General features: G+C 31.6%; 22 protein-coding genes. 15 read left to right on the top strand and 7 right to left on the bottom strand.

From position 1 onward, the window contains the following. Positions 1 to 24: 24 nt before the first annotated feature. Positions 25 to 492 (bottom strand): Hsp20/alpha crystallin family protein, encoded by a 468-nt coding sequence (locus tag H2O64_RS14440; RefSeq protein WP_187562909.1) that lies wholly within the window; start codon positions 490 to 492, stop codon positions 25 to 27. 378 nt (positions 493 to 870) lie between these two features. Then, positions 871 to 1,038 carry a hypothetical protein gene (locus H2O64_RS14435; protein WP_187562908.1) on the bottom strand — a complete coding sequence of 56 codons (168 nt, stop codon included), beginning with the start codon at positions 1,036 to 1,038 and terminating at the stop codon, positions 871 to 873. Positions 1,039 to 1,317: 279 nt separating this feature from the next. Between H2O64_RS14435 and H2O64_RS14430 the strand changes: the two genes are divergently transcribed. From H2O64_RS14430 to H2O64_RS14390, 9 genes are all read left to right on the top strand, one after another. Continuing rightward, entirely contained in the window at positions 1,318 to 1,968 is a 651-nt protein-coding gene (locus H2O64_RS14430) for a DUF6799 domain-containing protein (protein WP_187562907.1), read from the top strand. An 80-nt stretch (positions 1,969 to 2,048) separates the two neighbouring features. Next, entirely contained in the window at positions 2,049 to 2,945 is an 897-nt protein-coding gene (locus tag H2O64_RS14425; protein ID WP_187562906.1) for a hypothetical protein, read from the top strand. Beyond that, positions 2,942 to 4,246, top strand: coding sequence for a TolC family protein (locus H2O64_RS14420; RefSeq protein ID WP_187562905.1), 1,305 nt, complete (start codon positions 2,942 to 2,944; stop codon positions 4,244 to 4,246). Before H2O64_RS14425 ends, H2O64_RS14420 begins: the two co-directional genes overlap by 4 nt. Positions 4,247 to 4,249: 3 nt before the next feature. Beyond that, the gene (locus H2O64_RS14415; protein ID WP_187562904.1) at positions 4,250 to 5,329 is read left to right on the top strand and encodes an efflux RND transporter periplasmic adaptor subunit; all 1,080 of its coding nucleotides are present in this window, start codon (positions 4,250 to 4,252) and stop codon (positions 5,327 to 5,329) included. A gap of 42 nt (positions 5,330 to 5,371) precedes the next feature. Then, positions 5,372 to 8,557 carry an efflux RND transporter permease subunit gene (locus H2O64_RS14410; protein WP_187562903.1) on the top strand — a complete coding sequence of 1,062 codons (3,186 nt, stop codon included), beginning with the start codon at positions 5,372 to 5,374 and terminating at the stop codon, positions 8,555 to 8,557. Between the two features lie 103 nt (positions 8,558 to 8,660). Next, the gene (locus H2O64_RS14405; protein ID WP_187562902.1) at positions 8,661 to 8,846 is read left to right on the top strand and encodes a YgaP family membrane protein; all 186 of its coding nucleotides are present in this window, start codon (positions 8,661 to 8,663) and stop codon (positions 8,844 to 8,846) included. Positions 8,847 to 9,762: 916 nt separating this feature from the next. Then, positions 9,763 to 9,933: a hypothetical protein gene (locus tag H2O64_RS14400; RefSeq protein ID WP_187562901.1), complete on the top strand. Its 171-nt coding sequence runs from the start codon at positions 9,763 to 9,765 to the stop codon at positions 9,931 to 9,933. After that, entirely contained in the window at positions 9,899 to 10,711 is an 813-nt protein-coding gene (locus tag H2O64_RS14395) for a hypothetical protein (protein ID WP_187562900.1), read from the top strand. Before H2O64_RS14400 ends, H2O64_RS14395 begins: the two co-directional genes overlap by 35 nt. Continuing rightward, positions 10,701 to 10,943 (top strand): hypothetical protein, encoded by a 243-nt coding sequence (locus H2O64_RS14390; protein ID WP_187562899.1) that lies wholly within the window; start codon positions 10,701 to 10,703, stop codon positions 10,941 to 10,943. Before H2O64_RS14395 ends, H2O64_RS14390 begins: the two co-directional genes overlap by 11 nt. Position 10,944: 1 nt before the next feature. Here the strand turns inward: H2O64_RS14390 and H2O64_RS14385 are convergent, their stop codons facing one another. Then, positions 10,945 to 11,337 carry a hypothetical protein gene (locus H2O64_RS14385; RefSeq protein WP_187562898.1) on the bottom strand — a complete coding sequence of 131 codons (393 nt, stop codon included), beginning with the start codon at positions 11,335 to 11,337 and terminating at the stop codon, positions 10,945 to 10,947. Positions 11,338 to 11,820: 483 nt separating this feature from the next. Between H2O64_RS14385 and H2O64_RS14380 the strand changes: the two genes are divergently transcribed. Genes H2O64_RS14380 through H2O64_RS14365 form a run of 4 tightly spaced genes read left to right on the top strand, consistent with a single transcriptional unit; the run spans position 11,821 to position 15,063 of the window. Beyond that, positions 11,821 to 13,542, top strand: coding sequence for a hypothetical protein (locus tag H2O64_RS14380; RefSeq protein ID WP_187562897.1), 1,722 nt, complete (start codon positions 11,821 to 11,823; stop codon positions 13,540 to 13,542). Between the two features lie 12 nt (positions 13,543 to 13,554). After that, positions 13,555 to 14,157: a hypothetical protein gene (locus tag H2O64_RS14375; RefSeq protein ID WP_187562896.1), complete on the top strand. Its 603-nt coding sequence runs from the start codon at positions 13,555 to 13,557 to the stop codon at positions 14,155 to 14,157. 47 nt (positions 14,158 to 14,204) lie between these two features. Further along, on the top strand, positions 14,205 to 14,624 hold the full coding sequence (locus H2O64_RS14370) for a hypothetical protein (RefSeq protein ID WP_187562895.1): 420 nt from the start codon (positions 14,205 to 14,207) through the stop codon (positions 14,622 to 14,624). A gap of 34 nt (positions 14,625 to 14,658) precedes the next feature. Continuing rightward, the gene (locus H2O64_RS14365) at positions 14,659 to 15,063 is read left to right on the top strand and encodes a hypothetical protein (RefSeq protein WP_187562894.1); all 405 of its coding nucleotides are present in this window, start codon (positions 14,659 to 14,661) and stop codon (positions 15,061 to 15,063) included. 1,784 nt (positions 15,064 to 16,847) lie between these two features. Here the strand turns inward: H2O64_RS14365 and H2O64_RS14360 are convergent. From H2O64_RS14360 to H2O64_RS14350, 3 genes are all read right to left on the bottom strand, one after another. After that, positions 16,848 to 18,191: a hypothetical protein gene (locus H2O64_RS14360; RefSeq protein ID WP_187562893.1), complete on the bottom strand. Its 1,344-nt coding sequence runs from the start codon at positions 18,189 to 18,191 to the stop codon at positions 16,848 to 16,850. Between the two features lie 15 nt (positions 18,192 to 18,206). Beyond that, a complete protein-coding gene (locus tag H2O64_RS14355; RefSeq protein WP_187562892.1) occupies positions 18,207 to 18,386 on the bottom strand; it encodes a hypothetical protein in 180 nt (59 codons plus the stop codon). Between the two features lie 1,049 nt (positions 18,387 to 19,435). Further along, positions 19,436 to 20,872, bottom strand: coding sequence for a tyrosine-type recombinase/integrase (locus H2O64_RS14350; protein ID WP_187562891.1), 1,437 nt, complete (start codon positions 20,870 to 20,872; stop codon positions 19,436 to 19,438). A 296-nt stretch (positions 20,873 to 21,168) separates the two neighbouring features. Between H2O64_RS14350 and H2O64_RS14345 the strand changes: the two genes are divergently transcribed. Then, entirely contained in the window at positions 21,169 to 21,834 is a 666-nt protein-coding gene (locus H2O64_RS14345; protein WP_187562890.1) for a hypothetical protein, read from the top strand. Between the two features lie 184 nt (positions 21,835 to 22,018). Here H2O64_RS14345 and H2O64_RS14340 read toward each other — a convergent pair whose 3' ends face one another. Then, positions 22,019 to 24,028, bottom strand: a complete 2,010-nt coding sequence (locus H2O64_RS14340; RefSeq protein WP_187562889.1) for a LamG domain-containing protein — start codon at positions 24,026 to 24,028, stop codon at positions 22,019 to 22,021. A 129-nt stretch (positions 24,029 to 24,157) separates the two neighbouring features. Between H2O64_RS14340 and H2O64_RS14335 the strand changes: the two genes are divergently transcribed. Next, entirely contained in the window at positions 24,158 to 24,673 is a 516-nt protein-coding gene (locus H2O64_RS14335) for an RNA polymerase sigma factor (protein ID WP_187562888.1), read from the top strand. The last annotated feature ends 46 nt before the right edge of the window (positions 24,674 to 24,719 follow it).

Genomic DNA, 24,719 nt, shown 5'->3' with positions numbered 1-24,719 from the left:
AGATGATTTTCTGAAAATAATGCATTAGGCAATTTCAATTCTTTTTGGCTTTCTTACATTAGCTTCTTCTTTTTTGATAAGATCAAAACTAAGGATGCCGTCTTTATATGTTGCTTTGACATCTTCATCCTTTACAGAATTGGGAAGCTGTAACCGTTTTTCAAAAGAATTATAACTAAACTCTTTTCTTGTGTAATTATCATCATCTTCCTCTTTGGATTCTGATTTTTCTGCTGAAATATTAAGATAGCCATCATCTATGGTGACTTCAAAATCTTTCTTCGAAAACCCAGGAGCAGCCAATTCTACTTCATAGGCTTCATCTGTTTCTTTAACGTTTAATGCTGGTTCTTGCGATTTTCCATTCCAGAAATCTCCGTTGAAGAAACTTGTATTCCATAGGCGATTTCCAAAGAAAGGATCAGAATCAAAAAAATCTGAAGCAATGAGGTTTCCGAAGGGTCTTTTTTTTCTAAATTTTATTAGTGACATGATTTTTAAGGTTTTAAATTTAACAATATTTTATAAGGCTAAATTAAGGCAGTCTTTCGTCGTAAAGAATGACCTACGTCACTATAAAGGATTATTATAAGGTTAAAGACTTAACTGTTATTATAAAAGATGGTTAAATGGATTTCTGTAGATAAAAAAGGGAATATTGTTGTATACTTCAGAAACGATTTATTGACTATAACATTTAATGATGAAAAAATTAATTTTAAACTATAAAATAATAATAAAAAACTGCCATTCATCTCAATAGCTTCTGCGGAGCAAATCAAATTACCATTCACTTTAGTTTTTTTGTGATAAAAACCTCTCCACCGAAAATCACTAGGTCATCGCCAATTTCCGTATCAATAGTAATTTTTATCTCCTGACATCATCAGCAATACACTTATTGATGGACAAATCAACACTAACCGCAGAAAGATCATCATAAATACTATCATTGATAATAATTGTTCCATCTGCTGCATTTATTTTGATCGTTTCTTCCGCTAGATAGATATCATCTTTTTGCTGGTCTGAAATCACGATATCTTCTCCACTTTTAAACTGACCAAAAAGCCAAGCTTAAAAAGAGTCCCAAAAAAAGTAAACTTATTGTTTTTATACTATTAGATGTTTTTGATTTAATACCCAAAAAAACTGACTATGAAATAGTTATAAAATGAATCGCATCATTAGACCTATGATTTAGGGATAGCTTTTTCCTTCGAGTTCTAATATAATTCTCACAACTGATTCAGGTCATTTCAAATGGTGTAAGTGTTACATAATTTTGAAGTATAAATCAATATTAAATTCTTATAAATGAAAAAATTATATGTATTAGTGGTTATGTCCTTAGTTGTAATGACATCCACATTTGCTCAAGATCAAGATCGTGATAGAGATCGCCTTATGCTCGTTGACGGTGATGTATTACAAATAAGAGACCGTGATCAAATTAGATTGAAAGATAAGGTTACCCTTTCTGATGGAACTATTTTAAATCCTGACGGTTATATACAAGTTAGAGATCAAGATCGATTGCGTTTAAACGATGGAGAATGTATAGATTCAGATGGTGTTCGCTATCGTAATGAATATCATTATCGTTTTAAAATGCACAAAGAGAACCAAGGGCTCACACGAACTCAAATACGCACAAGAAGTCAAAAGAGAGTGCATTATGTATATATGGATGGACAGGTTATGAAAGTCCGTAATCAATCGCAAAACAGAATAGAAAAGCAGATACGTTTAGCCGATGGTACAACTGTAAATACTGATGGTACGTATATGCGCTCAAGAGATCGCAAACAAAATCAATTAAGAGATGGTGAATGTATTAATATGCAAGGCAGTGTTTATAGAAATATATTACAGCACCGTAAAATGATCTTACAAAAAAAGATGCTTAAAACTAAGAAGAAGGTTAAACCTAATAAGAATAAGAAAAAAGTTGGAGGGTCTAATTAAAATAATCACGTAATCATGGGCTTTGTTTTAATATTTAATGTAAAGCAAAGCCCATTTTTATCACATAAAATAAGATTCTAATGAAAAAAAATATTATTCTCAGTCTTTGTATTGCAATGCTTTCTATCTCGTATATATTCTCGCAACAACGGGAAGATGTTATTAAAAATCTATCCGATGACGACTCATATATTCTCGCAGATGTAAGTTATATAAATGATGCTGTTTTTATGGGTCGACGTGACTCTATTGCTGCTCCATATATTTTTCCATCCATAGGGTATTATGATGCTTCTGGATTTTTTGCAGATGCCACAGTATCATATTTAACTGCTTCTGAAGAACAGCGAGTAGATCTATTTTTACTGAGCGGAGGTTACTTATTTAATTCAAAAAAATGGAGTGGAGGTATTCTAGCCACTGGTTATTTTTATAATGACGATAGCTATGCTGTTCAATCTGAAATGGCTGTCAGCATAAATGGACTTCTATCATACGATCTAGATTATGTAGAACTTTCGGCAAGTATTGGTAGTTTTTTTAATTCTGGAAGTACGAATGACTTTTTCACAAGTTTTTTCATAGAGAAATCTTTCATAAATGAGAAGGAAACATTAGTATTCAAGCCATCTATTGGCATAAATGCTGGTACTCAAAATTTTTATGAAGCATATTACCAATCCAATCGTTTGGGAAATAGAAAAGGACAAGGAGCGGGTAACTCAGCTCAATTAGCATCTAATACCGTAACATTTGAAAAGAGTTCTTCCTTTAATATCTTGAATATTGAATTATCGACTCCTATAGAATATCATTATAAATCATTCATATTTTCATTTACACCTTCACTAGCATTACCACAATCTAGCGCAACTATAGTTACGGAAGATACAGTTTTTGAAGAAGATCTTGATTCTGTATTCTATTGGACTGTTGGTGTTAGTTACTGGTTCAAAACAAAAAAGAAGCAACAATGAAACATATAGTCTTCATCTTATTTTGCACTTTTCCAATACTTGCTATTAGCCAGAGCGATACGCTATTTATTACTAAGGAAGAGGTATTGTCAAAAATAGCATCTAATAACACTATTAAAATCTCAGAACAAGAGGTGTTAGTTGCAAGAGGTGATTTTAATCAAACAAATGCTATTTTTTTACCCAAAATTACAGCATCTCATAATGCTATATCTACTACGAATCCCCTAATGGCTTTCGGTTCAAAATTAAATCAAGAGATTTTAACAGCGAGTGATTTCAATCCTGCTTTTTTAAATAACCCATCTAGAATAGACAACTATAGCACAAAAATTGAAATAGTACAACCTATTCTCAATTTAGATGGTATCTACCAGCGAAAAGCTGCTAAACAGATTGTAAGCGCATTAGAACTTCAGTCAGAAAACGCAACCAATAAAATATCATTAGAAGTAGAAAAAACATATATGCAATTGCAATTGGCTTATAAGATGATTTCCGTACTTGAATTAACAAAGAAGACGGTAGACGAAAATAAACGTCTTGTAAAAAATCTATATAAACAAGGTATGGTACAAAAGACAGATATTCTGGAAATGGATATTAGAAGTACGGAAATTGAAAACCAATTACAATACGCAAAAAGTATTATTCTTAATACTTCAAATTATTTATCTGTATTGCTGAATGAAAACATAGCTAAACTAATAAAGCCTTTAGATTCTTTACAAATTAATCCAATGAAAGAGTTTCCAGGATTTATTCCAAAATCCAGAGCAGATATTCTAGCAATGGATTTTTCAATAAAAGCATACACAGCCATGAATAAAGCAGATAAAATGAGTTTTTTACCAAGACTTAATGCTTTTGGGAGTTATCAATTATATGACAACTCATTGTTTCAAGGAAATGCAAATGGTTATATAATAGGAGTTGATCTAAGTTGGGATATACTAGACGGTTACAAACGCTTTGGAAAGACTCAAAAAAGCAAGGCATTACTTGAAAAAGCAAAAATTCAGTATGACGAATATATAACACAAAGTCAACTAGAATTAAATAAAGTAATACGCCATTTCCAAGATATAAAGAACAAACTTGTTTTAACAGATTTGGCAGTAATACAATCTAAAGAAGCCCTTAGAATAAGAACGAATAGATTTAAACAAGGATTAGAAAAAACAAATGACTTGTTAGCTTCTGAATCGTTATATGCACAAAAACAGTTAGAGTATTATCAAACTGTTTTTGAGTACAATTTTGCGCAAGCTTATATCCAATATTTAACAAAAGAAGAATAAAGAATGAAAACATTTAGATACATAATTACACTTAGTATAACCATACTTTTATTTTGGAGTTGTAGCAACGATGATAAAAAGGATAGTATTGACAATGTGCCTGTCATTGCTGTAAAAGTAGCATCTGTACAACTCGACAAAAGTGTTCCTACGCTTAGTGTGAGTGGCAAAGTACAGGCTATAAATAGTGCAACATTAAGTACTCGTATAATAGGTTCTGTAAATAAGGTATATGTAAATATTGGTGATAAGGTAAAAAAAGGACAGTTGCTTATATCTATCAATAGTGACGATCTAAGAGCAAAAAAAGCCCAAATAAATGCCAAGATTTCCGAAGCAAGAGCTGCTTATATAAACGCTGAAAAAGATTATGATCGCTATAAAAATTTGTTTTCAGAATCAAGTGCTACACAAAAGGAACTTGACAATATGAGTACAAGCTTTGAAATGACCAAAGCACGATTAGAAACTGCGAAACAAATGAAAAATGAACTCCAAACACAATTTTCATACACAGATATTAGAGCTCCTTTTAATGGTGTGGTCATTAGTAAATCTATTGAGACTGGAGCTATGGCAGCCATGGGAATACCGTTACTCACCATTGAAGCTCCTGGTAAATTAGAAGTAAGTGCAATGATCCCTGAAAATGAGATTTCTAAGATACGAACAGGAATGGTTGTGGAAGTACATGTAAAATCGATCGATCAAACATTAAAAGGAAGTGTTACACACATAAGTCCATCAGCAAAAGAAACTGGAGGGCAATATTTAGTTAAAGTCATTTTAGAAGCTAGTAATACAACTGTTTTGTCAGGAATGTATGCGACGGTTCATTTTCCAATAAAGCGCACTATATCTTCTCTAAACATTGTCATACCGCAAAAAGTAATCATAAAAAAAGGAGAATTATCTGGAGTGTATACAGTGAGTAAAAGTAATAAAGCACTACTTCGTTGGTTGCGTTTAGGAAAAGATATTGGAGAAAATGTGGAAGTACTATCTGGGCTTAAAGCTGGAGAAAATTATATCATTTCTGCGGAAGAAAAGCTCTTTAATGGAGCAAAAGTCTCCGTTAAATAAGTAAAAAAATAAAATTAATACACCTCGTAAAATAGAATCATAATGAAAGAAGGATTAGCAGGAAAAATTGCCAAAGGCTTCATAAGTTCAAAACTTACGGTGCTTTTAATGATCGTTTTTATGGTTATTGGTGTTTATAGTTCATTCTTAATTCCAAGAGAAGAAGAACCTCAGATAAATGTTCCTATTGCAGATATATTCATCGGCTATCCAGGGGCAAGCCCTACCGAAGTGGAATCGAGAGTTATTAAGCCTTTAGAAAAGCTCATTTCTAATATAAAAGGTATTGAATATGTGTATTCTACTTCGATGCAAGAACAAGGAATGGTGATTGTACAATTCTATGTAGGAGAGGACATTGAACGTTCCTTTGTGAAATTATACAATGAGATTAACAAGCACATGGATCAGATGCCAGAAGGTGTTACATTTCCTTTAGTAAAAACAAGGGCTATAGATGATGTTCCAGTGCTAGGTCTTACGCTTTGGAGCGAGCGTTATGATGATTATCAATTAAAACAGATGGCTAATGAGCTAACAAATGAGATTGAAAAAATTACCGACGTTTCTGCTACCCACAAAATAGGTGGTAGAAATCGGCAAGTACGCGTTGTTCTAGATAAAGACAAGCTATCTGCAAGTGGACTAGATTTTTTATCAGTTTCTGAAATGATAAAGACAAATAATCATCAGTTGAGTTCGGGCAGCTTTAATAAAAATGATATCGAGTTTTTAGTAACAACGGGGCGTTTTTTAGAAAATAAAGAGGATATTGAAAATCTAATTGTTGGTGTACAGCAGCAGCAGCCCATCTATTTAAAACAAATTGCCACGGTTCATGACGGACCAGAAATACCAACAAATTATGTCTCTTTCGGTTACGGTCAAGCGAGTAATATGGACATTTCATATCCATCTGAATATCCAGCAGTAACTATATCTATTGCGAAACGCAAAGGAGCTGATGCTATGAAACTTTCCGAAAAAATACTAGGCAAAGTAACTCACTTAAAACGCACCCTTATCCCAGATGATGTCCACGTTACAGTAACCCGAAATTATGGAAAAACCGCATCTCATAAAGTATCAGAATTATTAATGCATCTTATTGGAGCAATCATTGCCGTAACACTTGTTGTTATGTTGGCTATGGGATGGCGTGGCGGTCTTGTGGTATTCTTATCTGTGCCTATTACGTTTGCACTTACATTACTGAGTTATTATATGTTAGATTATACGCTTAACCGAATTACGTTATTTGCGTTGGTATTTGTTACTGGAATTGTGGTGGATGATTCTATTATTATTGCCGAAAATATGCATAGGCATTTCAAGATGAAGAAGCTTCCCTTTAAGCAAGCAGCACTATTTGCAATTAATGAAGTAGGAAACCCAACCATACTTGCAACTTTCACAGTAATTGCCTCTGTATTGCCTATGGCTTTTGTTTCTGGTTTAATGGGTCCATATATGTCTCCTATGCCCATAGGCGCATCTATTGCAATGTTACTATCCTTATTTATAGCATTAACCATAACACCGTATTTGGGTTATATTTTTCTTAGAGAAAAAAATAAAAATGATAAAGAGATAAAGCCACTAGAAGAAACTTTCATCTACAGAATTTACTCAAAAATAGAAACACCTTTAATTGAGAATAAGAAAAAAAGATGGTTGTTTTTAGGGATTACATTTCTACTATTATTAGGCTCAGTAGGGCTTTTCTTTACCAAGTCTGTCGCTGTAAAAATGTTACCTTTTGACAATAAAAACGAATTTCAAGTCGTTATCGATATGCCTGAAGGAACAACACTTGAGCGTACGGCAGCCGTAACTAAAGAAATTTCACAATACTTATCGGGTCGTCCTGAAGTAGTAAACTATCAGGCATATACTGGAACATCTGCTCCCATTACATTCAACGGACTCGTACGTCATTATGATCTTCGAGGTGGAAGTAATATGTCTGATATTCAAGTAAATCTTACAGATAAAACAGAACGTAGTACTCAAAGTCACACTATTGCCAGTGCGATGCGAACCGACATTCAAACCATAGGTAAAAAATACAATGCCAATGTGAAAATTGTAGAAGTACCACCAGGACCTCCAGTATTATCAACTATTGTGGCTGAAATATATGGACCAAATCATAAAACACAAATTCATATTGCAGATCAAATAGAGAAAATACTAAGCACTACAAATGATGTGGTTGATGTAGACGGAATGACAGAAGCAGATCAAATCGAATATGAGTTCATAATAGATAAAGAAAAAGCAATGTTGTACGGTATCACACCACAACAAATTGTATATACTATGAATATGGCATTATCGAACAGACCTATTACAACTTTGTATGATGAGAATTCAACCTCGCAAATAGGGTTGGTTTTAGTGCTAGACGAAAAAGAAAAATCCACTCTAAATGATATTTCCCAACTAAGCATTAGATCTAAAAATAATACCATGACAACCATCGGTGATCTGGTTGACATTCAAGAACGAATTAAGGCGAAAAGCATCTATAGAAAAAATCAGAAACGATTAGTATATGTACTTGCAGATATGGCAGGTGCATTGGAAAGTCCAGTATATGCCATTCTTGGTATGGAAGATAAGCTTAAAGAAATAAACCTACCTAATGGTTATACACTTGATGAGTTGTATTTCAGTCAACCTGACTTAGAAGATGATTATACCGTGAAATGGGATGGTGAATGGCAAATAACCTTAGAAGTATTTAGAGATCTAGGAATCGCTTTTCTAGGGGTAATCATCATAATCTATATACTTATCGTGGGTTGGTTTCAAAACTTTAAAGCTCCTATAGTAATGATGGTAGCTATTCCACTTTCATTAATAGGTATTGTCCTTGGACATTGGTTGATGGGAGCTTTCTTTACTGCAACATCATTTATTGGTATGATTGCCTTAGCTGGTATTATGGTGCGTAACTCAGTTTTACTGATTGACTTTATAAACCTTCGCTTGGCTGAGAAAGTCCCCTTAAAAAAAGCAGTCATTGAAGCTGGAGCCGTTAGAACAACGCCCATTTTACTAACAGCTGGAACCGTTGTCATTGGAGCCTTTGTCATTTTATTTGATCCTATTTTCCAAGGATTAGCAATATCCCTAATGGGGGGTACTATTGTGTCTACCATATTAACATTGCTTGTTGTACCGTTAATTTACTATTTAATTGAACGAAAAAAATATGAATAATAAAGTTATTGATTGTAACTGTTGTAGAGCAATATCAATAAGATATAATACAATTCCTATAAAGATGAAAATATTAAGTAATACATTTAAAAAATGAAGCGTTATGAAAAATCGAGTTGTTAGAGGTGTAGCAGGAAGTTTTATACTTATAAGTCTATTATTAGCTATATATGTAAATATGAACTGGCTTTGGTTTACCGCCTTTGTTGGAGTAAACCTTTTTCAGTCTTCATTAACCAAATGGTGCTTATTGGAAACCATTCTAGAGAAGTTTGGAATAACAGATTAATAATAATATGTAGACAAACTTTAGGACGATACCCAACAGTTTTCAACTAAAAATCATGTGTTTTTCAAATTATGAGTTACTTTAACGAGTTGAAGATATCCTTTAATAAAATATTTGGAAATAAAAAGTACCCTGAAAATTGCAACGTTACTCATAATAACTACTGTGATCTGATCCTTTAAAACCCTATTGATCTCCATATTGGGTTTTGCTTCTTTGCGAATTGATTTTATATCTAATTGATCCGTTATGGATCTTTTTCAGTTTGTATTATACTATAAATTTCAAATGATAATAACTTCTTTTCTTACTTAGATTACTATTTGTTTTAAACTACTCAAAGTCTTTAAACTTCATATCTAAAACAAATATGAAAAGAAACACTTAAAATATGATTTATTCACTTTTATCATTCGGTACAAAATCGAACAAATAGAAAAATTTATGGGTCGTAAAAAACCTTAAAGTATTACTTTGAATCAAAGCGATACATGAATGACTTATGAATTTCAAAAAAGAAAAATAAATACTAACAAGAGAATAAAATCGGAATAATTAAAAAAGGTGTTTAGTAGAGAAAATTTAGCCGAAAAAGAGAAAAACAAATTGAATTTCAAATTAAATAAATAAAATCCAGCATTTTGAATACATTGTTACATTACGGAAACCCGTAAGGATTGCTAGTATTATAATTGTAAGGTGAAGATTTCAATACTGTAAAACTGTACTTATTTTACGGTATTTCCGTAAGTGACTAGACTCCTAACTTTTATCTTTGTAAGACATTTTTCCTTAATTATATCAAATAAGGAAAAAGGTAATATGTAACGAAAATATAGTTATTACTTACTGTTTTGCTTTCTGTTTTATTAGTAATTTACCTCTTTATGGAATTCTAATTTAAACCTAAAGTATTATGAAAAAAGTATTTTTAACAGCAGTATTTACATTTTTATTTTCAGTAATGTACACAAGCTGTACACCCGAAACATTAACTAACGAGGATGAACCAGATATTACAGTGGTTGATCCCGCAAATGACGGACAAGTAGATGATGAGCCAGAGGAAGAACCAGTTCAAGATTAAAGAAATATTAAGAGGCATTGTTTTATATTTATGTATAACGATGTCTCTTTATCATGTTTCATTTAATTTTTTATCAAATGAGCAGATTGAACATAAAAAAACCTATGTACCAATAATCAAAGAAAGGAATGAAAATCAACAATCTTTATTTAATAAATTTGAAAAAAATGAGATTACAAAATCAGATTTTTTAAGATTGTACAAAGAACAAACCAAATTATCAAAAACTAAAATAAACAACTATAACTATGTAAAAAGAGATTTGGCATTAGCACATTCCTTTAACGGAAGAAATAGCTTTCAATATTGGTTATTTGTTTTTGGCTTGTCATTTTCCTTTTTTGCATTATCCATACGTTATACATTACGTATCATTTACGATCATAAAAATAAATACCTAAAAAAATCACTTGTCTTAGAAGCATCTGCATGGATAGCAGTTTCGCTGTTTTGGGTTATTCATTCAATCTTTATTACAAACGCAGATTTACCAACGCCAATATATGCTAGTGTTATGTTTTGTATTTGTTTGGTTCTTGGTTTTTCCATCTTTTTTTCTATCAAATATTTAATCAATAGAAAAGCACATACTTTAAAAAGTTACAAAGCTTCCATTGTTAATCTTATTGAACTTATAGGAGAAATTAGAGTAGATCATTACTTTAAAATGGCAGCAAAAGCCATGACCAAAGAAAACAAGGAAATAATTTCAAAAGACTCTGAAGTTATGGATAAAAAGATTTTTTCAACGTTAGAGAAAGTAGCAGATGGAGAGTAATAATAAGAAGATATTAGACCGCCTTAAAAGTTTAGGATTCATCGTCAATGATGCTGTTACCCATAACCTAACAGTTACATTAACTGATGTCGTAAACTTCCTTTTAGATGATGAAATGAAGTTGTTAGATGAATTTGAAAGATTGCATAAAAGAAAAATTAACGGAGGAAATTTGTCTTATTTAGAAGAATCATTTTATAATCAACTTGCTAAAAGCTACGTCAAAGAATAGTTTATTTCTTGTTCACAATATCACTTATTTTTTGAGAAACTTTTAGTTTGTCTACAAATGAATTAAATGAAGATAATTTTAAAAACTCTTCTTCTCTTAAAAGCAAATACGCCACTATCTTGTCTTTGTCTACACTTTCCAAAGCTTTCAGTAAATCTTTGTCAAAGAATGATTTTAGTGTTTCTACTTTGTCAATCAATATAGGTTTTATACCATCTTTTAGCCATTTTCTTGAAATACCACAGTTTTGTTGTATCAATATCAAATATCCATCGTTAAGGCTTTCTCTATTGATAGCCTTGCGAAGCGTATTTGCTTTTAAACCAATAGATTCCGCAACTACTTTTGTGGATAAACCTCCTTCTTTCAAAGCTATATCGAATCGTTCATTCATAAATTTATAGTGATATTTGTCTTTTTATTTGTTTTATCAGGAAAAATGTCATTTATTTGTCTTGGTCTTAAACAAATGTAATGAAATCGCTCCTAATTTTTACTTCATTTGTTTTCTACCCTTATTTTTTTCATGATGTAAAAATAGTAATGAGGTTAAAAAAGGAACTTTCCCTAAAATAAGGGGAAGTTTCCTCTTACAATCCTTACTTTTTTTCATGTTATTTGTGGTTAAGTTACTGTATAGAAATTTCCCTATTCCCTAAAATTATGTTGCATATAATTTTTAAGAATGGGCGTAGCCGAAAACCTCTAAGAGTAGGCGTAAATCTAAAGAACTAAAAAAATGAAAATCGTAAGAAATTTAATGCGCACTTTGTGTATCTTGGTATTGTTTTTGTTTACTAATTGTCAAAATGATATCGTTACAGAAGTACAACAAGAGGAAACTTTACAAAAAGAATCTCCTTTTAGATCAACTCTAATGTCAAAACAAGACGTAGATAGTAACAACAAGCTTAGTGATAAAATGAGAAGTTTAGCAACACTACAACAAGGCAGCCTTGCAGAAAGTACGTATAGTGAACTATATAATTTCACTATTGACGCAAGTATTGTAAAGTTTGTTGAAAATGTGGAAACGAATGCACATTCATACACGTTTAGCATCAGTCGTGCAAACGATACAAGCAGTGTATTAGAGAATGCTGTTTTTTCATACAATGAAACTATGGATGATTATGATGCTAGTTTGATAACGTATCATTTTACTGAGTCACAAAGACAAGAGTTTTTAGCAACACGACACGTAAACTCCCCTTACGAAATAACATACGAGCCACTTGCCGTAAACTTATCAGACATACTAGGCGAAGACTCGTTACCATGTACTATTACGTATGCAGAATATCATGTGCCAGACGGTTCAAGAACTTCATATTTATATTCAACTAATGGGCATATACAGAACGGTTGTGAGCATGAAGGCGCAAATGATGTTCCTTGTACCACGTACACCAATATCGTTATTTATTGTCCGCCAAGTGGTAGTGGAACTGGTAATGGAACTGACGATAATACCACTGACCCTTCAACTCCTTCAACTACGGGTGGAAGCGGTGATACAACTGATGGAGATGCAACAAATGACAATACTACGGATGTTTTGACTTCACCAATTTCAGAAGAAGATATAGTAAAGCAATCTATTTTGGAATGTATTAATACCTTTTCTTTTGATACCGTAGATACCACTACTATTGACCCTGAAATTTTGGAGCAAGTTAGTTTAACACTTAGACAATGGACTGCCATTATTAATTATTTAGATGAAAATGGTTGTAGTGAAGTGTCGCAAGAGTTTGCTATAAATGTCCTTACTGCTTCAGAGAATGCAATAATAGATTTTGATTTAGAATTGATTATTGAAATTAACGAGACCGTTGAATTCCAAAACCAAACTTGTCTTAAATCAATTAAAGACGATGTCATAGCAACAAAACAGATAAGTAAAATAATTAAAAAATTTGAACCAACGTATCCTGTATTACATTTAGAATGGGGAATTTTTAGTAGTTCTCAATGGAGTAATACAGGGCAGACTAGCTTAAATCAACAGCAAGATACTGCCTTTCTTAACTTTAATAGTCAATCATTGTCACATGTAAGTAATATTATAATGGTTAAAACAATTGTCCACGAAATAATACATGCTGAGCTTTACAGGAAATTAAAAGAATTAGTAGAAAATTATAATATTATATCTATAACTGAATATGACGCATTACGAAACAATTATCAAGGTATAGCACATTATACTATGGCTTATGGCAATGTAGAGTCTTCACAAAATTCAGCAGGGAATCTAATTACATGGGCATTATATCCAGATTATTCATTAGCCCATCACAACCAAATGGCTTCATTTTACAGAGAAACTCTTATTCAAGCTATGAAAGATTATGATACAGCAAAAGGTATCACAAGAATTAACCCTGAAGAATTTTATGAAGCAATATCTTGGGCTGGTTTAAGACAGACTTCCAGTATTAATGGTAATAATAGTCAATATACAGATGCGTGGAAAAAATTTAAGGAACAAGTTGATATTGACGAAGCGAATATCCCTGAAGGTCAAAGAAAATATAATAGATATGAAAATATAATGAACCAAGAGTATAATAGTACAGGTGTAAATTGTAATTAAATCGTAATTAAAATGAAAACAAAAACAATAGCCATTAGCAGCTTCATTATTCTTTTATTTTGTTTTGCTTGTCAGCAAAAGCAGAATGATAATTCGTGTGAAGATTTACAAGGAAAAATAGATAGTCTTACAGCTTTACATGCTGATTTTGAGAATTCGGCAATGTATAAGTTTTACAATATTCTCAGTAAAGAAAAAGGAGAAAGTATTGATACATCTTTGATTAAAGAGTATACGAGCCTTATCGGAAAAGATGAATTAGTTGACTTATATATTTGGGATAGAATACATACTATAAATACCAATACTAATAAAAATAATATAATAGAAAGATTTACGGGAATATATATCTTGAAACCTAATCATAATGCAAAAGACGCTAAAGTTACATCAATTAGAATTCAAGAAGATAGTTGTTTCATATATAAAAACAAAAAATTACTCAAAGCTGAAAAACTTAAATTCAAAAATTCTTCCAATAAATACATAAACGGAAAAATTATAATAAATAATTATAGGATAAGTTTGAGTGATGCAACACATCCAAAAATAGCAACCCTAGATGATAATTTATGTATGGACTGTGAACAATTACAATTCTACAAGAAAAAATAAAATGTATATAGATTTCTGCTAATCAATATTAACGAAACTTGTATGTCATGAAAAATTTAACTTCGATACTCTTATTATTTTCCTGCTTTTTTTGTTTAGCTCAAGAAGTAAAAAAGCAAAACGTGTATTTACATTTTGACTCAAATAGTAAAAAAACTTATTTGGTTGAAGTAAATGGAAAAAATATCAAAGAAAAATTTTATACTAAAGGAATAAAGAAAGACGGGGAAATTACCTTTTACATTGATAAAGAAATGTTTCTCTCTAATAAAAAGCAAGCTGATACTTGTTCTGTTATTTATTTAAAAAATATCAAAATATCAAATATTGAAGACCTTAAAAAAGACGTTGACAAAATAAACCCATTATATCCATATAAAGTTTATCCAAATTTATTTTTAATTGAAAAGATTAATGATTCAACAATTGTCAAATACAAAGTCAGATGGGAATATTATATTGAATAAATATTAATGAATATCAAAATCAAATCTGTATAACATGAAAAATTTAACCTTCTTAGTATTCATTTTATTTTTTAGCTGTGCTAAAAACGATCAAGAAGATTCATTAAGAAAAGAATTGGAAATTCTTAAAAAAGATCACACTGAATTGGTCAATGAACTAAATTACATTAAGGAAAATTATTTAGAGCCTTTCAAATTATATGAAGAAAATGTTCTTAATGAGTTAAAAACATCACCAGATACAATCATATTAAATTATACCAAGCTTATTGAAAAATATCCAAACTCTTTTTGGAAGCACGAATCAGAAAAAAGAATGGAGAACATCAAGAACAGAAAACATCTTTGGACAAAAGAGAGTGGCTGGAATCTTAACAGTAAAAATTATATTCCTAAGCCCATGTCGGTAATAAAGCCTATAATTTGCCCGGGATGTTAAGTTAGGTCGTTCTTAAGAAAATGATTCTTTAGGGTGCTTAATTCAAGTTGAAAATCGGGTTAGTAGAAGATAAAATAGTTGATTAAACACCATAAGTATAGGTGTTATGAAACGGTATTTCTAAACAATTAACGATTATGAATATTGATAATGCTGAGCGATGCAAATGGTTTACAGCAGGAGTATGTATAGGGCTAATCATATCATTAATAACTTGTACCGTAGTCTTTTATTTTTTATGAGATAAGAAGAAAAAACACGTCGAGAATAGTATCATTTTTTCACTTTAAGTTACTACTAGAAAGCACTTTTCCGAATACAAGTGCTGACATTCAAGACGTGTTATTGATTGCAGAATTTTAGTCGAATTCTGCTGTTTAGGGCAAGACGGTATTTTGTAAAAGGCAAATAAAACCGTCTTGCTACTTAAACAAAAATAAGGATTTATCTAAAAGATTCACGCCTTCGCGGGAAATAAATATGAGCATACAAAAGTTAGAACGTTTCAAATGGTTTATAGTAGGTTTTCTTACTGCTATGATTATTGAAACGCTATTTCTAATCATATCACTTTATTTGTATTTAAAATAAACAGAATAGTTACCTAGAAACCCTAATAATCGTAAAACTAAAATTATTCTGAGTAAGAAAACCTCGAACATTGGTTCGAGGTTTTTGATTTTAAATAAATCCATAATGGAATAGCCAAATCCTAAAGGATAAAGTTCATTAAAATATAAAATTTAGAAAGAAGCTGCCTTCTCAAATTATGTTGCGCATTGCGTACCGCTTTTACAAGTCCAGCAAAAGCGTAGAATAAGCAGATCAAAACCTTAAAGTAATACTTTAAGTAAATCAAAAATTAGGGTTTATTTTTCATAGTTAAACTTGGTGCATACTAAGTGTTTTTTTAAAGTATCATTCCATGCGCAACAGTAAATAAATATTCTTTCATTTTTTTTCTTCAACTTATTACTAAACGATAAGTTTTATTTTTTAATCAAAACTGAAGCTAAATTGCAAAACTTTCCTTGTTTCTACGAAATAAAGGTGTTTTTTCAAATTTTATTTTTTATTCCAAAAAAAATAATTGATATTTTAAACATATAAGTAACTGAAATACAATTAGTTAACTTTTCAAAAGTAAAAGTGGTTTTACTTTTTATGAAATTCAAAAATATGCTAGTTTTTTAATTTCAAAAATAGAATTGAAATTTTTAGTGATTAAGTAACTGAAAAACAGGTGTTTGATTTTTCAAAAGTCAATGCGTATTGACCTTTTAGCATAAAAGTCAATCCACATTGACTTTTTTATAATTTGAATTTAAAAAACATCCATTTTTGAAATTTTTACGTCAAATATGAGAAAAAACACCTGTTTTTCGGAAAAACAGCCGTTTTATCAGCTTTTCTTTTGAAAAAAATAACTCAGTTTTATTTTCCAAAATAAAAAACAAAAAATGAAAGTAAAATTTTAAATGATCTTGATTTTTTGTAAGCCTTCGGTAAAACCCGATTTTTCGGGTTATTTATTTAATAATGAGTTGTCAAGAAATTAAACAGTAAAATAAGAGTAATTAAAAAGGGAAGATAAAAGTAAAAGGAAGGGAATTGAAAAGTCACTTTTCAGGCATCGTAATTCTGAATATTTTGTGTGATCTGCATACCAGTGTAAAATATGCTTTCACAGATTTTGTAAGCCGAATTTCAAAAATGAACATTGCTGTGGAAGAAGAAAAATAGCAATGGTATATTTAATTTTAAAAAGTGATTAAAAAAAATAATCAAGAAGTATGATTCAAAACAGCTTTGTAGAATTGCTCTAATAATTCTGGATTTCCAAGTTTCTGTATCTTTTTTTCGCAATCTTTAAACAATGACAAACGCGGTTTTTGTTTGGCAGTTTGCTTTTCTTCATTGTTTACAAAGCGTCTAATTTGTGCATGTAGAATTAATTTTAAGTGTGTTTTTCGTTTACTTCGCATTTGATTTTCATACCAAACTTTTGTCCCTGTAAAGCCAAATTTATTAGTTGGATCAAAATAACTGTTTGGTAACTGAACAAATCGATTCTGAGGATCTTTAGCGATGTATTTACATACCAATTCGATCCGTTCTAGATAGACTTTATGAACTTTATCCAAGTGTTGTTCTTTCACAGGTTTATACCATAAATGCAACAACTCTTTTGCTCGTTTTTCTTGATGTTTGGTTAAAAACACATGTTCATAAAGATTATTCTTTGCAAGTTTCCACAATGCATCCACATACAAATTAAAGGAGGCAAAGCCAGAAGCCTCAAGCCTTGAAACTGTGTCTTTGGCTTGTTCTATGGCTTCTAAGCTTTTACCTTCCTTCTCTGCATCAGTATCACATTGATTCTGTGTGTGTTTTTGATGATTTATATGTTCTCTTTGACGAAAATTTCGCGCGCCTGGTGTGCCTTGCGTATGTGGCTCAGTCTTTTTTATAACGCCTTCCTTCTCTGCGTATCTTGAAAAATGAGTCTGTTGCTTTTTCTTTTCTGTGCTTCCAGTATCGTTGCCAATTAAATTGTTAGCTGTTAGCGAGAGTGAACTCCTTCGGTTTTCTGCATCCAACTTTTTATCAACTGCTATTAGTATATTATTTATGTAACTATTGTTACTAGAGTCTGTATGTGGACAAGTTGTCCGCATATCGTTTTTAAAAAACTGATTATCAGTGGTTTTTGTTTTTTCGGTTTTTTCTTGAATTGAGGGTTTATCAACAGGTTGTTGACCGTTTATCAACAGGATTTTTGGGTTGAAATAAAGCTCATAACTAGCATTAGAACCATGCCAAATTTTCTTTGTCAAAATATTTGCTTCTAAAAGCTTTTTAAGATGTCTTTGAATGGTTCTAGTACTTGTGTGTGCAATGGTAGCTAACTGTACGTTATTGGTTTTTAAAGAAGGAATGTTTAAAGCGTCAAAAGAAGGCTCTTTACTCGCTTTTAATAAGGAAGCACCATAAATTCTAATAACCTCTCTAGCGGTCGCAATCACAGGTTGACGCAAACGGCTTGAAAGGTTATCAGAAGTAGCATTGTATTGTGCTACAAAAGTATCAAGTGCTTTAAAAGCAGTTGAAAAATGGATGATGCTCATTGATTATTTAGTATGCTATTTATTAAATGTCTTCGCTAACAAATCATCCATAGCAGAAGCCACAGAAATTAGTTTTTGTTTTTTTCTCTTAATTCTTTTAGCCGAAACCTTATGCAAATCAAGCATGGCATATAATCTCAGTTTCTCATCTGAGTTTAATGCTTGAATGACGTTATATACGGTTTCTGCTTTCAATTAAATTTTGATGCTATTAATGTTGAATTATGTATAAGTGATTCCTGTAATTTTGGACAAAAGAAATCCTGATCGCTTACTTGGGCGATTTTATATTTTTCATATAATTTGTTGAATAGCTACATCAATAATTAAATAACCAGATGTAGATAATTTGATATTGGTAACTTCTTTATTTTATCTATGTAAGTGCTACATGTTTTTTTACAATCAATATGATTGTACGGGTTTTACAATTTTGTTTCTTTAGTATTTTTTATTTTTAAAGGATTTATAAAATGGGTTCTGATATATGAGCAGTTAATCTCTAAATTAGGTACTCATACTAGTAATAACCGACCCCTTTCGGCTTGTAGTAAATCTAATTAATTTTTTGGTTAAAAACCATAGGTAAATTCAAGAAAAGTTGAAAATTAAAAATTGTAACTTGTTTATTTTATGAAAGTTAGCTTAAATTTTGCTGAAGTTTTACTTTAGTTTTATCTAAAGTTTGCTCAAGTTTTACGCAAAGTTTGTCAAAGATTTGCTAAAGTTTGTCGCAACTTTTGCTTCAATTTATATCAACGTTTAGTTTTTATTTTTACTCAAAAGACATAAACGGTTGATGTTCAGTTAAATACTATTTTTTTTCTATTTAAAAAGAAATAATATTCATGTAAAACTTGATAAAAATGTGTTTTTACAGAAGCGGAGATGTCCGAAAAGGAAAAAATAAAATGTTTAATTTCAATAATTTTGAAAATTTCTTTTAAAAATTTCATCAAAACATAGAAAAAATAATCTTTTTCATACGTTTGTCAGCGTAAATTTTGATACTAAAAAAGTGCAAAACGCGAGTTTTGGAAAATTAGCTTGTAAAAGTGAAGGATGTACTAAAGTCTATTCGATATAAAAACAGCAACTCATCACTAAGCAATGAATTGATGTTTTACAACTTATTACTTAACGATCAGTAGCTGTCCATAAAAAAAGAGCGCTGTACTTTTAATCAATAATGATACACGTATGTATAATTTTTGTGCGCGCTCTTTTTATAACCTTATTTTGGTTTAGAAGTCTATGGTATATTTATTTGAATAATCTTTTGCAAGTGAAGCACCAATGCCTCTAAGATATTTTTTTAATTGTGACTTGGTTTTATGTCTTGTGAATCCCATAAGTTCCATAAGCACTTGTTCGTTTGCTTTGCCTTCAGAAGCTAAAGAATTATATAAATTTGAAGCAGCGGTATGTTTAAAAGAATATAAGGTTTGATCTTCATCGAGTTCTAATTCTTTTTTCATGATGGCGAAACGATCATAAAAATGATTGGTTTTAGTTTTTTCCGAAACATTCCATTGTCCACAAGTTTCGCTATCTGAAAATATAAAATCAGTTGACTTGTACTTATGGAGTTCCATTTGCTCAATAACTTTGGCTAGACTACCAATAATAGGAACTACTTCCTTTGCTTCAGTCTTAGTTTGCACATACAAGCGTCTATTTTCTAAATCAATGTCACCAACTTTAAGTCGGCATACTTCCACATTTCTTAAAAAGGCATAGGCAATAAATTGCGTAAACTTTCTAAGGTATGGATCATTCTTGTCCATATACTCGCGCATTACTTTAATTTGCGAGTCTGAATATGATTTATGTTTCTTAGGGTTTTCTTTTAATTTTTTAATTGCAGTAATGATATTGTACTCTACAATATCATCACTTACTAATTGACCAAAAATTAAGGATAAAGAAGTTCTATAACCATTACGAGTTTTAGCACCAATTGCCTCATCTGTTAGCTTATGTTGTTTATCAATCTTTTTTAATGAATTCAAAAAGATTGAAATTTCACGTCTTTTAAGTGTTTTAATGTCAATCTTGTCTAGTTTTTGTTGTTCTAGCCAAGCTTTGAAACGTTTAAGATGACTTTTAATAGATACTTTCGCACGATCTGACAAATACGGTAATTTTTGTTTAAATGCAAAATCTAATGCTTCTACGGCGTTATAATTGTTAGGTTGTATCTGTGTATCAAGTTGCGCTTTTTTTACTTTTTCAAGTTTCTCAATTTTAGCTTGAGTGACCTTATAATTTTCGTAGGGGCTATATCCCTCTGATAAAAGCTTTTTAAGTGCTGACTTGTAAGCCATTAATATTTCTAAACGTTCTGCCTTCGTTTTAAACCGATTTGCTCCTTTATAGATAGGAGGTTGCCGTTTTAACTTCTCTGTATTGGGATCGCGAAATGAGTAATAAACATACCAACGTTTGCTTAAATCACCATCTGCGTCATAAATCTTTGGATCTGAGTACTCTTTTTTTGCGTTCAAACTGTATTCGGTAACGTATTCGTTTTGTAATAAGTCGTTAAATGTAGGCATAAAATTGGTGTTTTCAAAACAGAGAAAACACAGATGAATACTAGCTTTGTCGCTTTTTAGGTATATTTCTAATAAAGATCGATAGGTACAGCTATCCGCTGTATCTTTTTTTAAATTTGTCATTGCGAGAATTTTTAGAAAATTCGTGGCAATCTGCGCTTTAAATGAACAAATTACTTCGTCGTTCCTTCTCGTAATAACGCTTCAAAATTAAAAAAAGGATGCCGCTCCTATCCTTAACGCGAATAGATAATACCATTTGTAGTTTGAATAAAGGGGAAAAGGGCGTTTTATTACGGTAAATTCAAATGGTAAATGGTATAAGATACATTGTGTTTAGCAGAGTCGAAACATTCTTAACGCAAAATTGTACAATTCATTAATATCCATTACATTTAAAACTTAAAGCTATATTCTCTATGATTATTTTTAACCTTGATGCAATTCTAATCACTTTATTGGCTGGTATACTTTCACTTCCATTTTTTGGTATCTACTATTTTGGAGGCATGAATGAAGATATTTTAATTATCTGTATTAGTTGGATGATTTTAGTTGCTTCGTTTATTGGGAAAGCCTCAGGAACCGTTGGTCGTATATTCTTTATTCCAATGTGGTTACTCAGTATTCCATTACCATTTATCATGACCTACGGAAGATATGAATGGACAGGAATTGGTGTTACTTTTGCAATTTTCATTGGATTTATTAGCCTTATGGTGTTGTTAATGTATTATTTTGAAAATAAGCGTTTGAAAAAATTACGTTCTGAAAAAATAGAATTCCCCAATCGGGAAGAAGATCCCGAAGTGTATTGGGACGCTGTAAAGGACAAGTTCTTTATACCTACATTTTTAAAAATGACACCCGAAATTGCACGTTTCAATATCAGAGTTGCAGAACATTTAGAAAAACAAGATGTAACACTAGAAAACGTAGCCGCATTCAAAAACGAAATGGGCAAAGCCGGTTCTAAACGAAAAAAGATTGATCCGACAGCTGAAAAGAATTTAATGGCAGAAATCGATCAAAAGATTCTAGCCATACAAGAAGCAAAGGAATTATTGGAAAAGGGTTCTGTGTAGTTTTAGATTTCTGTTTTTGCAGGAATGACAATACGATTCATCTAAAATTGATTAAATCAGAGATCCCGTTTTTCAACGGGATTGGTAAAACTCAAGACATTGAGTTTTACTAAAAAAAGCTGCCCTAATTCAACTAAAGGCAGCTTTTAAACTAAGTCACTAAACTAACTTAATAAACACTTAACTATAAACAATTGTTGCAATCTGCTTCTAACGTATATAGTGTAGAAACATCATTTGGGTTTAAGGCAACTTTGTATACTCTTATATCGTCTAAATGACCTTCAAAGCCATTTCCTAATATGTAATTCATTAATGGTGTATTTCCAATATTAATGGTAGCATTTAGGTCTACATTTCGTTGAATGCCGTCGCGGTATAAACGGACTGTATTGCTTGCGTCTACGGTAACTACTAAATGATGCCAATTGGTGGTGTCTGTTGGTAAGTTGGCGTCCATATTCCAAGGATCGTCCCACAAACCATATCCAGAATCGGCGTCACTAAATACGGGCGTATTCAAATCGAAGACACTGAGTTGAAAACCTTCACTAACCGCAGCTCCTTTTTGAAATAAGATTTCATAATTAGCAGGATCTGTATTTTGCATTTTAAACCAAAGACTTACCGTAAATGCATCGCCTTGTACAATTTGATTTGCTGTTGTCACAGGAATTTCCACAGCTTCATTTCCGTTAAAAGCAATGGCGCAGGTTGCGTTTCCTGCTCTGTCAGAAACATAATTATAACTTTCGTTGGATTCCCAATTGCTAACTAAGTCTTTTACTTCGTTGGAAAATGGCATGTATAAAATTAGGTCGTCTGTTAGTATGGTCGTATTTGTACAGCAATCTTCTACGGTAATCGTAATTGTATATATTTGAAAAGTTCCGTTTATATCTTCAATACGCAAATACAGTGTTTGTTGCTGCGTTAAATTTGTATACGCAGTTGGAATGATTGTGTTTACTTCATTATTCGCATCAGCTTGTGTTTCGTAGAACCCGAAAGTATAATTTTGCGTACACACAACATTTAAAATAAATAGCTCTTCTAAGTTCATTTCAACAAAACCGTCATACGGATTTCCTTCATCGCAAATCGTTGTTGTAATGTTATCAAAACACTCAAATGGCGTAAAGTTTTCACACGATTTTTGCAGTGTAACTTCTTGGTTTCCGCTATGTAATAACAATTGATTTTCGCTGCATTCGTCAATAATCCACGAACCATTAAAGCTGGTAATATTTGCACTTACATTGCTAATGTTTAAGACTAAGTTTCCTTGCGAAGTTGTTACTTCCCAATTTCCTTCATATACGGTACTGCTTGTTGGTTCTGTCGAAAATGTAAACGAACCATCTGCATTAAAGTAGAATTCATAAATTAATTGTGTATTTCCGTCCAAGTCGGTAATTCGCCAAAAACAATCCATCAAGTTTTCGGTTACTTGTGCTTGTGTACAGTCGCCATCATTGTAATTGTTATCATCGTCTTCATCGCAAGTATCTTCCGCCGCAGCGATTGCCGCTTCTAAGGCTTCATTAGTGTTCACAGAAATAATAGTTCCATCTGCTTGTATCAAATTGATTGGATAGTTGATACTTGCCAAAATTCCATCCGAAAGTGTTTCGAGGAAATAATACAATACTTCATCGTGTGTGATGTTTACCGTTTCAATTACTTCAAAATTGATATCATATACTGCAATGCTAAACGGATATTGAAAGTCAATACATTCAATGTCAATATCTGGCTGATTTGGTCCAGCACAGTTTGTAATTTGCGCTAGTAACTGCGCTTGATTTTCTATAATAACTTCTGTGTAATCGCTTAATATTATTGTGATTGGATATGTGATTGCAACCGTTTCATCATTGGATTGATTTAATAATTCGAGAATTGCGCCGTAATCATTCGTACTGTTTACCACAACCGTTGTTCCGCTTACGGCAACCGTCACAGGTAAATCGACTAAGAAACAATTTGCATTGTCAATGATGTTATCCGCAGAACCATCAAGCAATGTCATGCGTTCCATGAGTCTTGGCAATGTGGTGTTTGCAACCAATGTTGCTTCCGAGTTTGGCTCCGAAACTTGATCATTTTCTTCTTGACAAGCACTGAAGCAGAGACATATCGCGAGAAGCGAAAAGAATATTTTTAAAGATTTTAGTTGGAGCGTTTTATTCATAGTTTCATTGGGTTTGCATACTCTAGTTTTTTAGTATGCTATTAGTAAAACAACTTCGAAGGCAAAATTCCCACCTTTATAAATTAAAAAATTTATGTTTACTTTTAACGAACATTTTAACCAGCCTTCATGCCAAAATCATTAAACGATAATATATGTAACGAGGTAATGTTTTCTAAATTGTTTAAAAAACATTACCAAAACCTATATTCGTATTTGTATTATAAGTTTGGCGATTATTTGAATCCGGAAGATAAAGCACAAGAAGCATTTACCAAATTATGGCAAAATTGCGGCAAAGTAACGCCCGAAAAAGCCAAAAGCTATGTGTTTACGGTTGGAAATAATATGATGCTAAACGAAGTAAAACATCATAAAGTAGTATTACAACATCAACAAACAAAACCAAGATCGCATACGAACGAAAATCCTGAGTTTTTAATGCAGGAGCAAGAATATTTGCAAAAATTACAACGTGCTATTGGCAATTTGACAGAATCCGAACGCACCGCTTTTTTAATGAATCGTGTGGAAGGAAAAAAACATAAAGAGATTGCAGCCTTGCTTGACATTTCGGCAAAAGCTGTAGAGAAACGAATTTATAGAGCGTTGAGTAAGCTGCGGGTAGAGATTGAGGAGTTGTGAGTTTATGAGAAAAATAAATTTAAAATGTAAAACTCTAAATGTAAAA

This window comes from Kordia aestuariivivens, from assembly GCF_014397005.1.
GTDB lineage: Bacteria > Bacteroidota > Bacteroidia > Flavobacteriales > Flavobacteriaceae > Kordia > Kordia aestuariivivens.
The sequence above is the reverse complement of the archived record's forward strand: the minus strand, read 5'-3'. Positions and strand labels throughout refer to the sequence as shown.

Coding starts and splice junctions, on each gene's coding strand:
- H2O64_RS14375 (WP_187562896.1), top strand. CDS start 13,555: ATGAAAACAAAAACAATAGCCATTAGCAGCTTCATTATTCTTTTATTT.
- H2O64_RS14380 (WP_187562897.1), top strand. CDS start 11,821: ATGTCAAAACAAGACGTAGATAGTAACAACAAGCTTAGTGATAAAATG.
- H2O64_RS14420 (WP_187562905.1), top strand. CDS start 2,942: ATGAAACATATAGTCTTCATCTTATTTTGCACTTTTCCAATACTTGCT.
- H2O64_RS14335 (WP_187562888.1), top strand. CDS start 24,158: ATGCCAAAATCATTAAACGATAATATATGTAACGAGGTAATGTTTTCT.
- H2O64_RS14425 (WP_187562906.1), top strand. CDS start 2,049: ATGAAAAAAAATATTATTCTCAGTCTTTGTATTGCAATGCTTTCTATC.
- H2O64_RS14365 (WP_187562894.1), top strand. CDS start 14,659: ATGAAAAATTTAACCTTCTTAGTATTCATTTTATTTTTTAGCTGTGCT.
- H2O64_RS14350 (WP_187562891.1), bottom strand. CDS start 20,872: ATGACAAATTTAAAAAAAGATACAGCGGATAGCTGTACCTATCGATCT.
- H2O64_RS14405 (WP_187562902.1), top strand. CDS start 8,661: ATGAAAAATCGAGTTGTTAGAGGTGTAGCAGGAAGTTTTATACTTATA.
- H2O64_RS14390 (WP_187562899.1), top strand. CDS start 10,701: ATGGAGAGTAATAATAAGAAGATATTAGACCGCCTTAAAAGTTTAGGA.
- H2O64_RS14360 (WP_187562893.1), bottom strand. CDS start 18,191: ATGAGCATCATCCATTTTTCAACTGCTTTTAAAGCACTTGATACTTTT.
- H2O64_RS14370 (WP_187562895.1), top strand. CDS start 14,205: ATGAAAAATTTAACTTCGATACTCTTATTATTTTCCTGCTTTTTTTGT.
- H2O64_RS14385 (WP_187562898.1), bottom strand. CDS start 11,337: ATGAATGAACGATTCGATATAGCTTTGAAAGAAGGAGGTTTATCCACA.
- H2O64_RS14400 (WP_187562901.1), top strand. CDS start 9,763: ATGAAAAAAGTATTTTTAACAGCAGTATTTACATTTTTATTTTCAGTA.
- H2O64_RS14430 (WP_187562907.1), top strand. CDS start 1,318: ATGAAAAAATTATATGTATTAGTGGTTATGTCCTTAGTTGTAATGACA.
- H2O64_RS14395 (WP_187562900.1), top strand. CDS start 9,899: ATGATGAGCCAGAGGAAGAACCAGTTCAAGATTAAAGAAATATTAAGA.
- H2O64_RS14410 (WP_187562903.1), top strand. CDS start 5,372: ATGAAAGAAGGATTAGCAGGAAAAATTGCCAAAGGCTTCATAAGTTCA.
- H2O64_RS14340 (WP_187562889.1), bottom strand. CDS start 24,028: ATGAATAAAACGCTCCAACTAAAATCTTTAAAAATATTCTTTTCGCTT.
- H2O64_RS14415 (WP_187562904.1), top strand. CDS start 4,250: ATGAAAACATTTAGATACATAATTACACTTAGTATAACCATACTTTTA.
- H2O64_RS14440 (WP_187562909.1), bottom strand. CDS start 492: ATGTCACTAATAAAATTTAGAAAAAAAAGACCCTTCGGAAACCTCATT.
- H2O64_RS14345 (WP_187562890.1), top strand. CDS start 21,169: ATGATTATTTTTAACCTTGATGCAATTCTAATCACTTTATTGGCTGGT.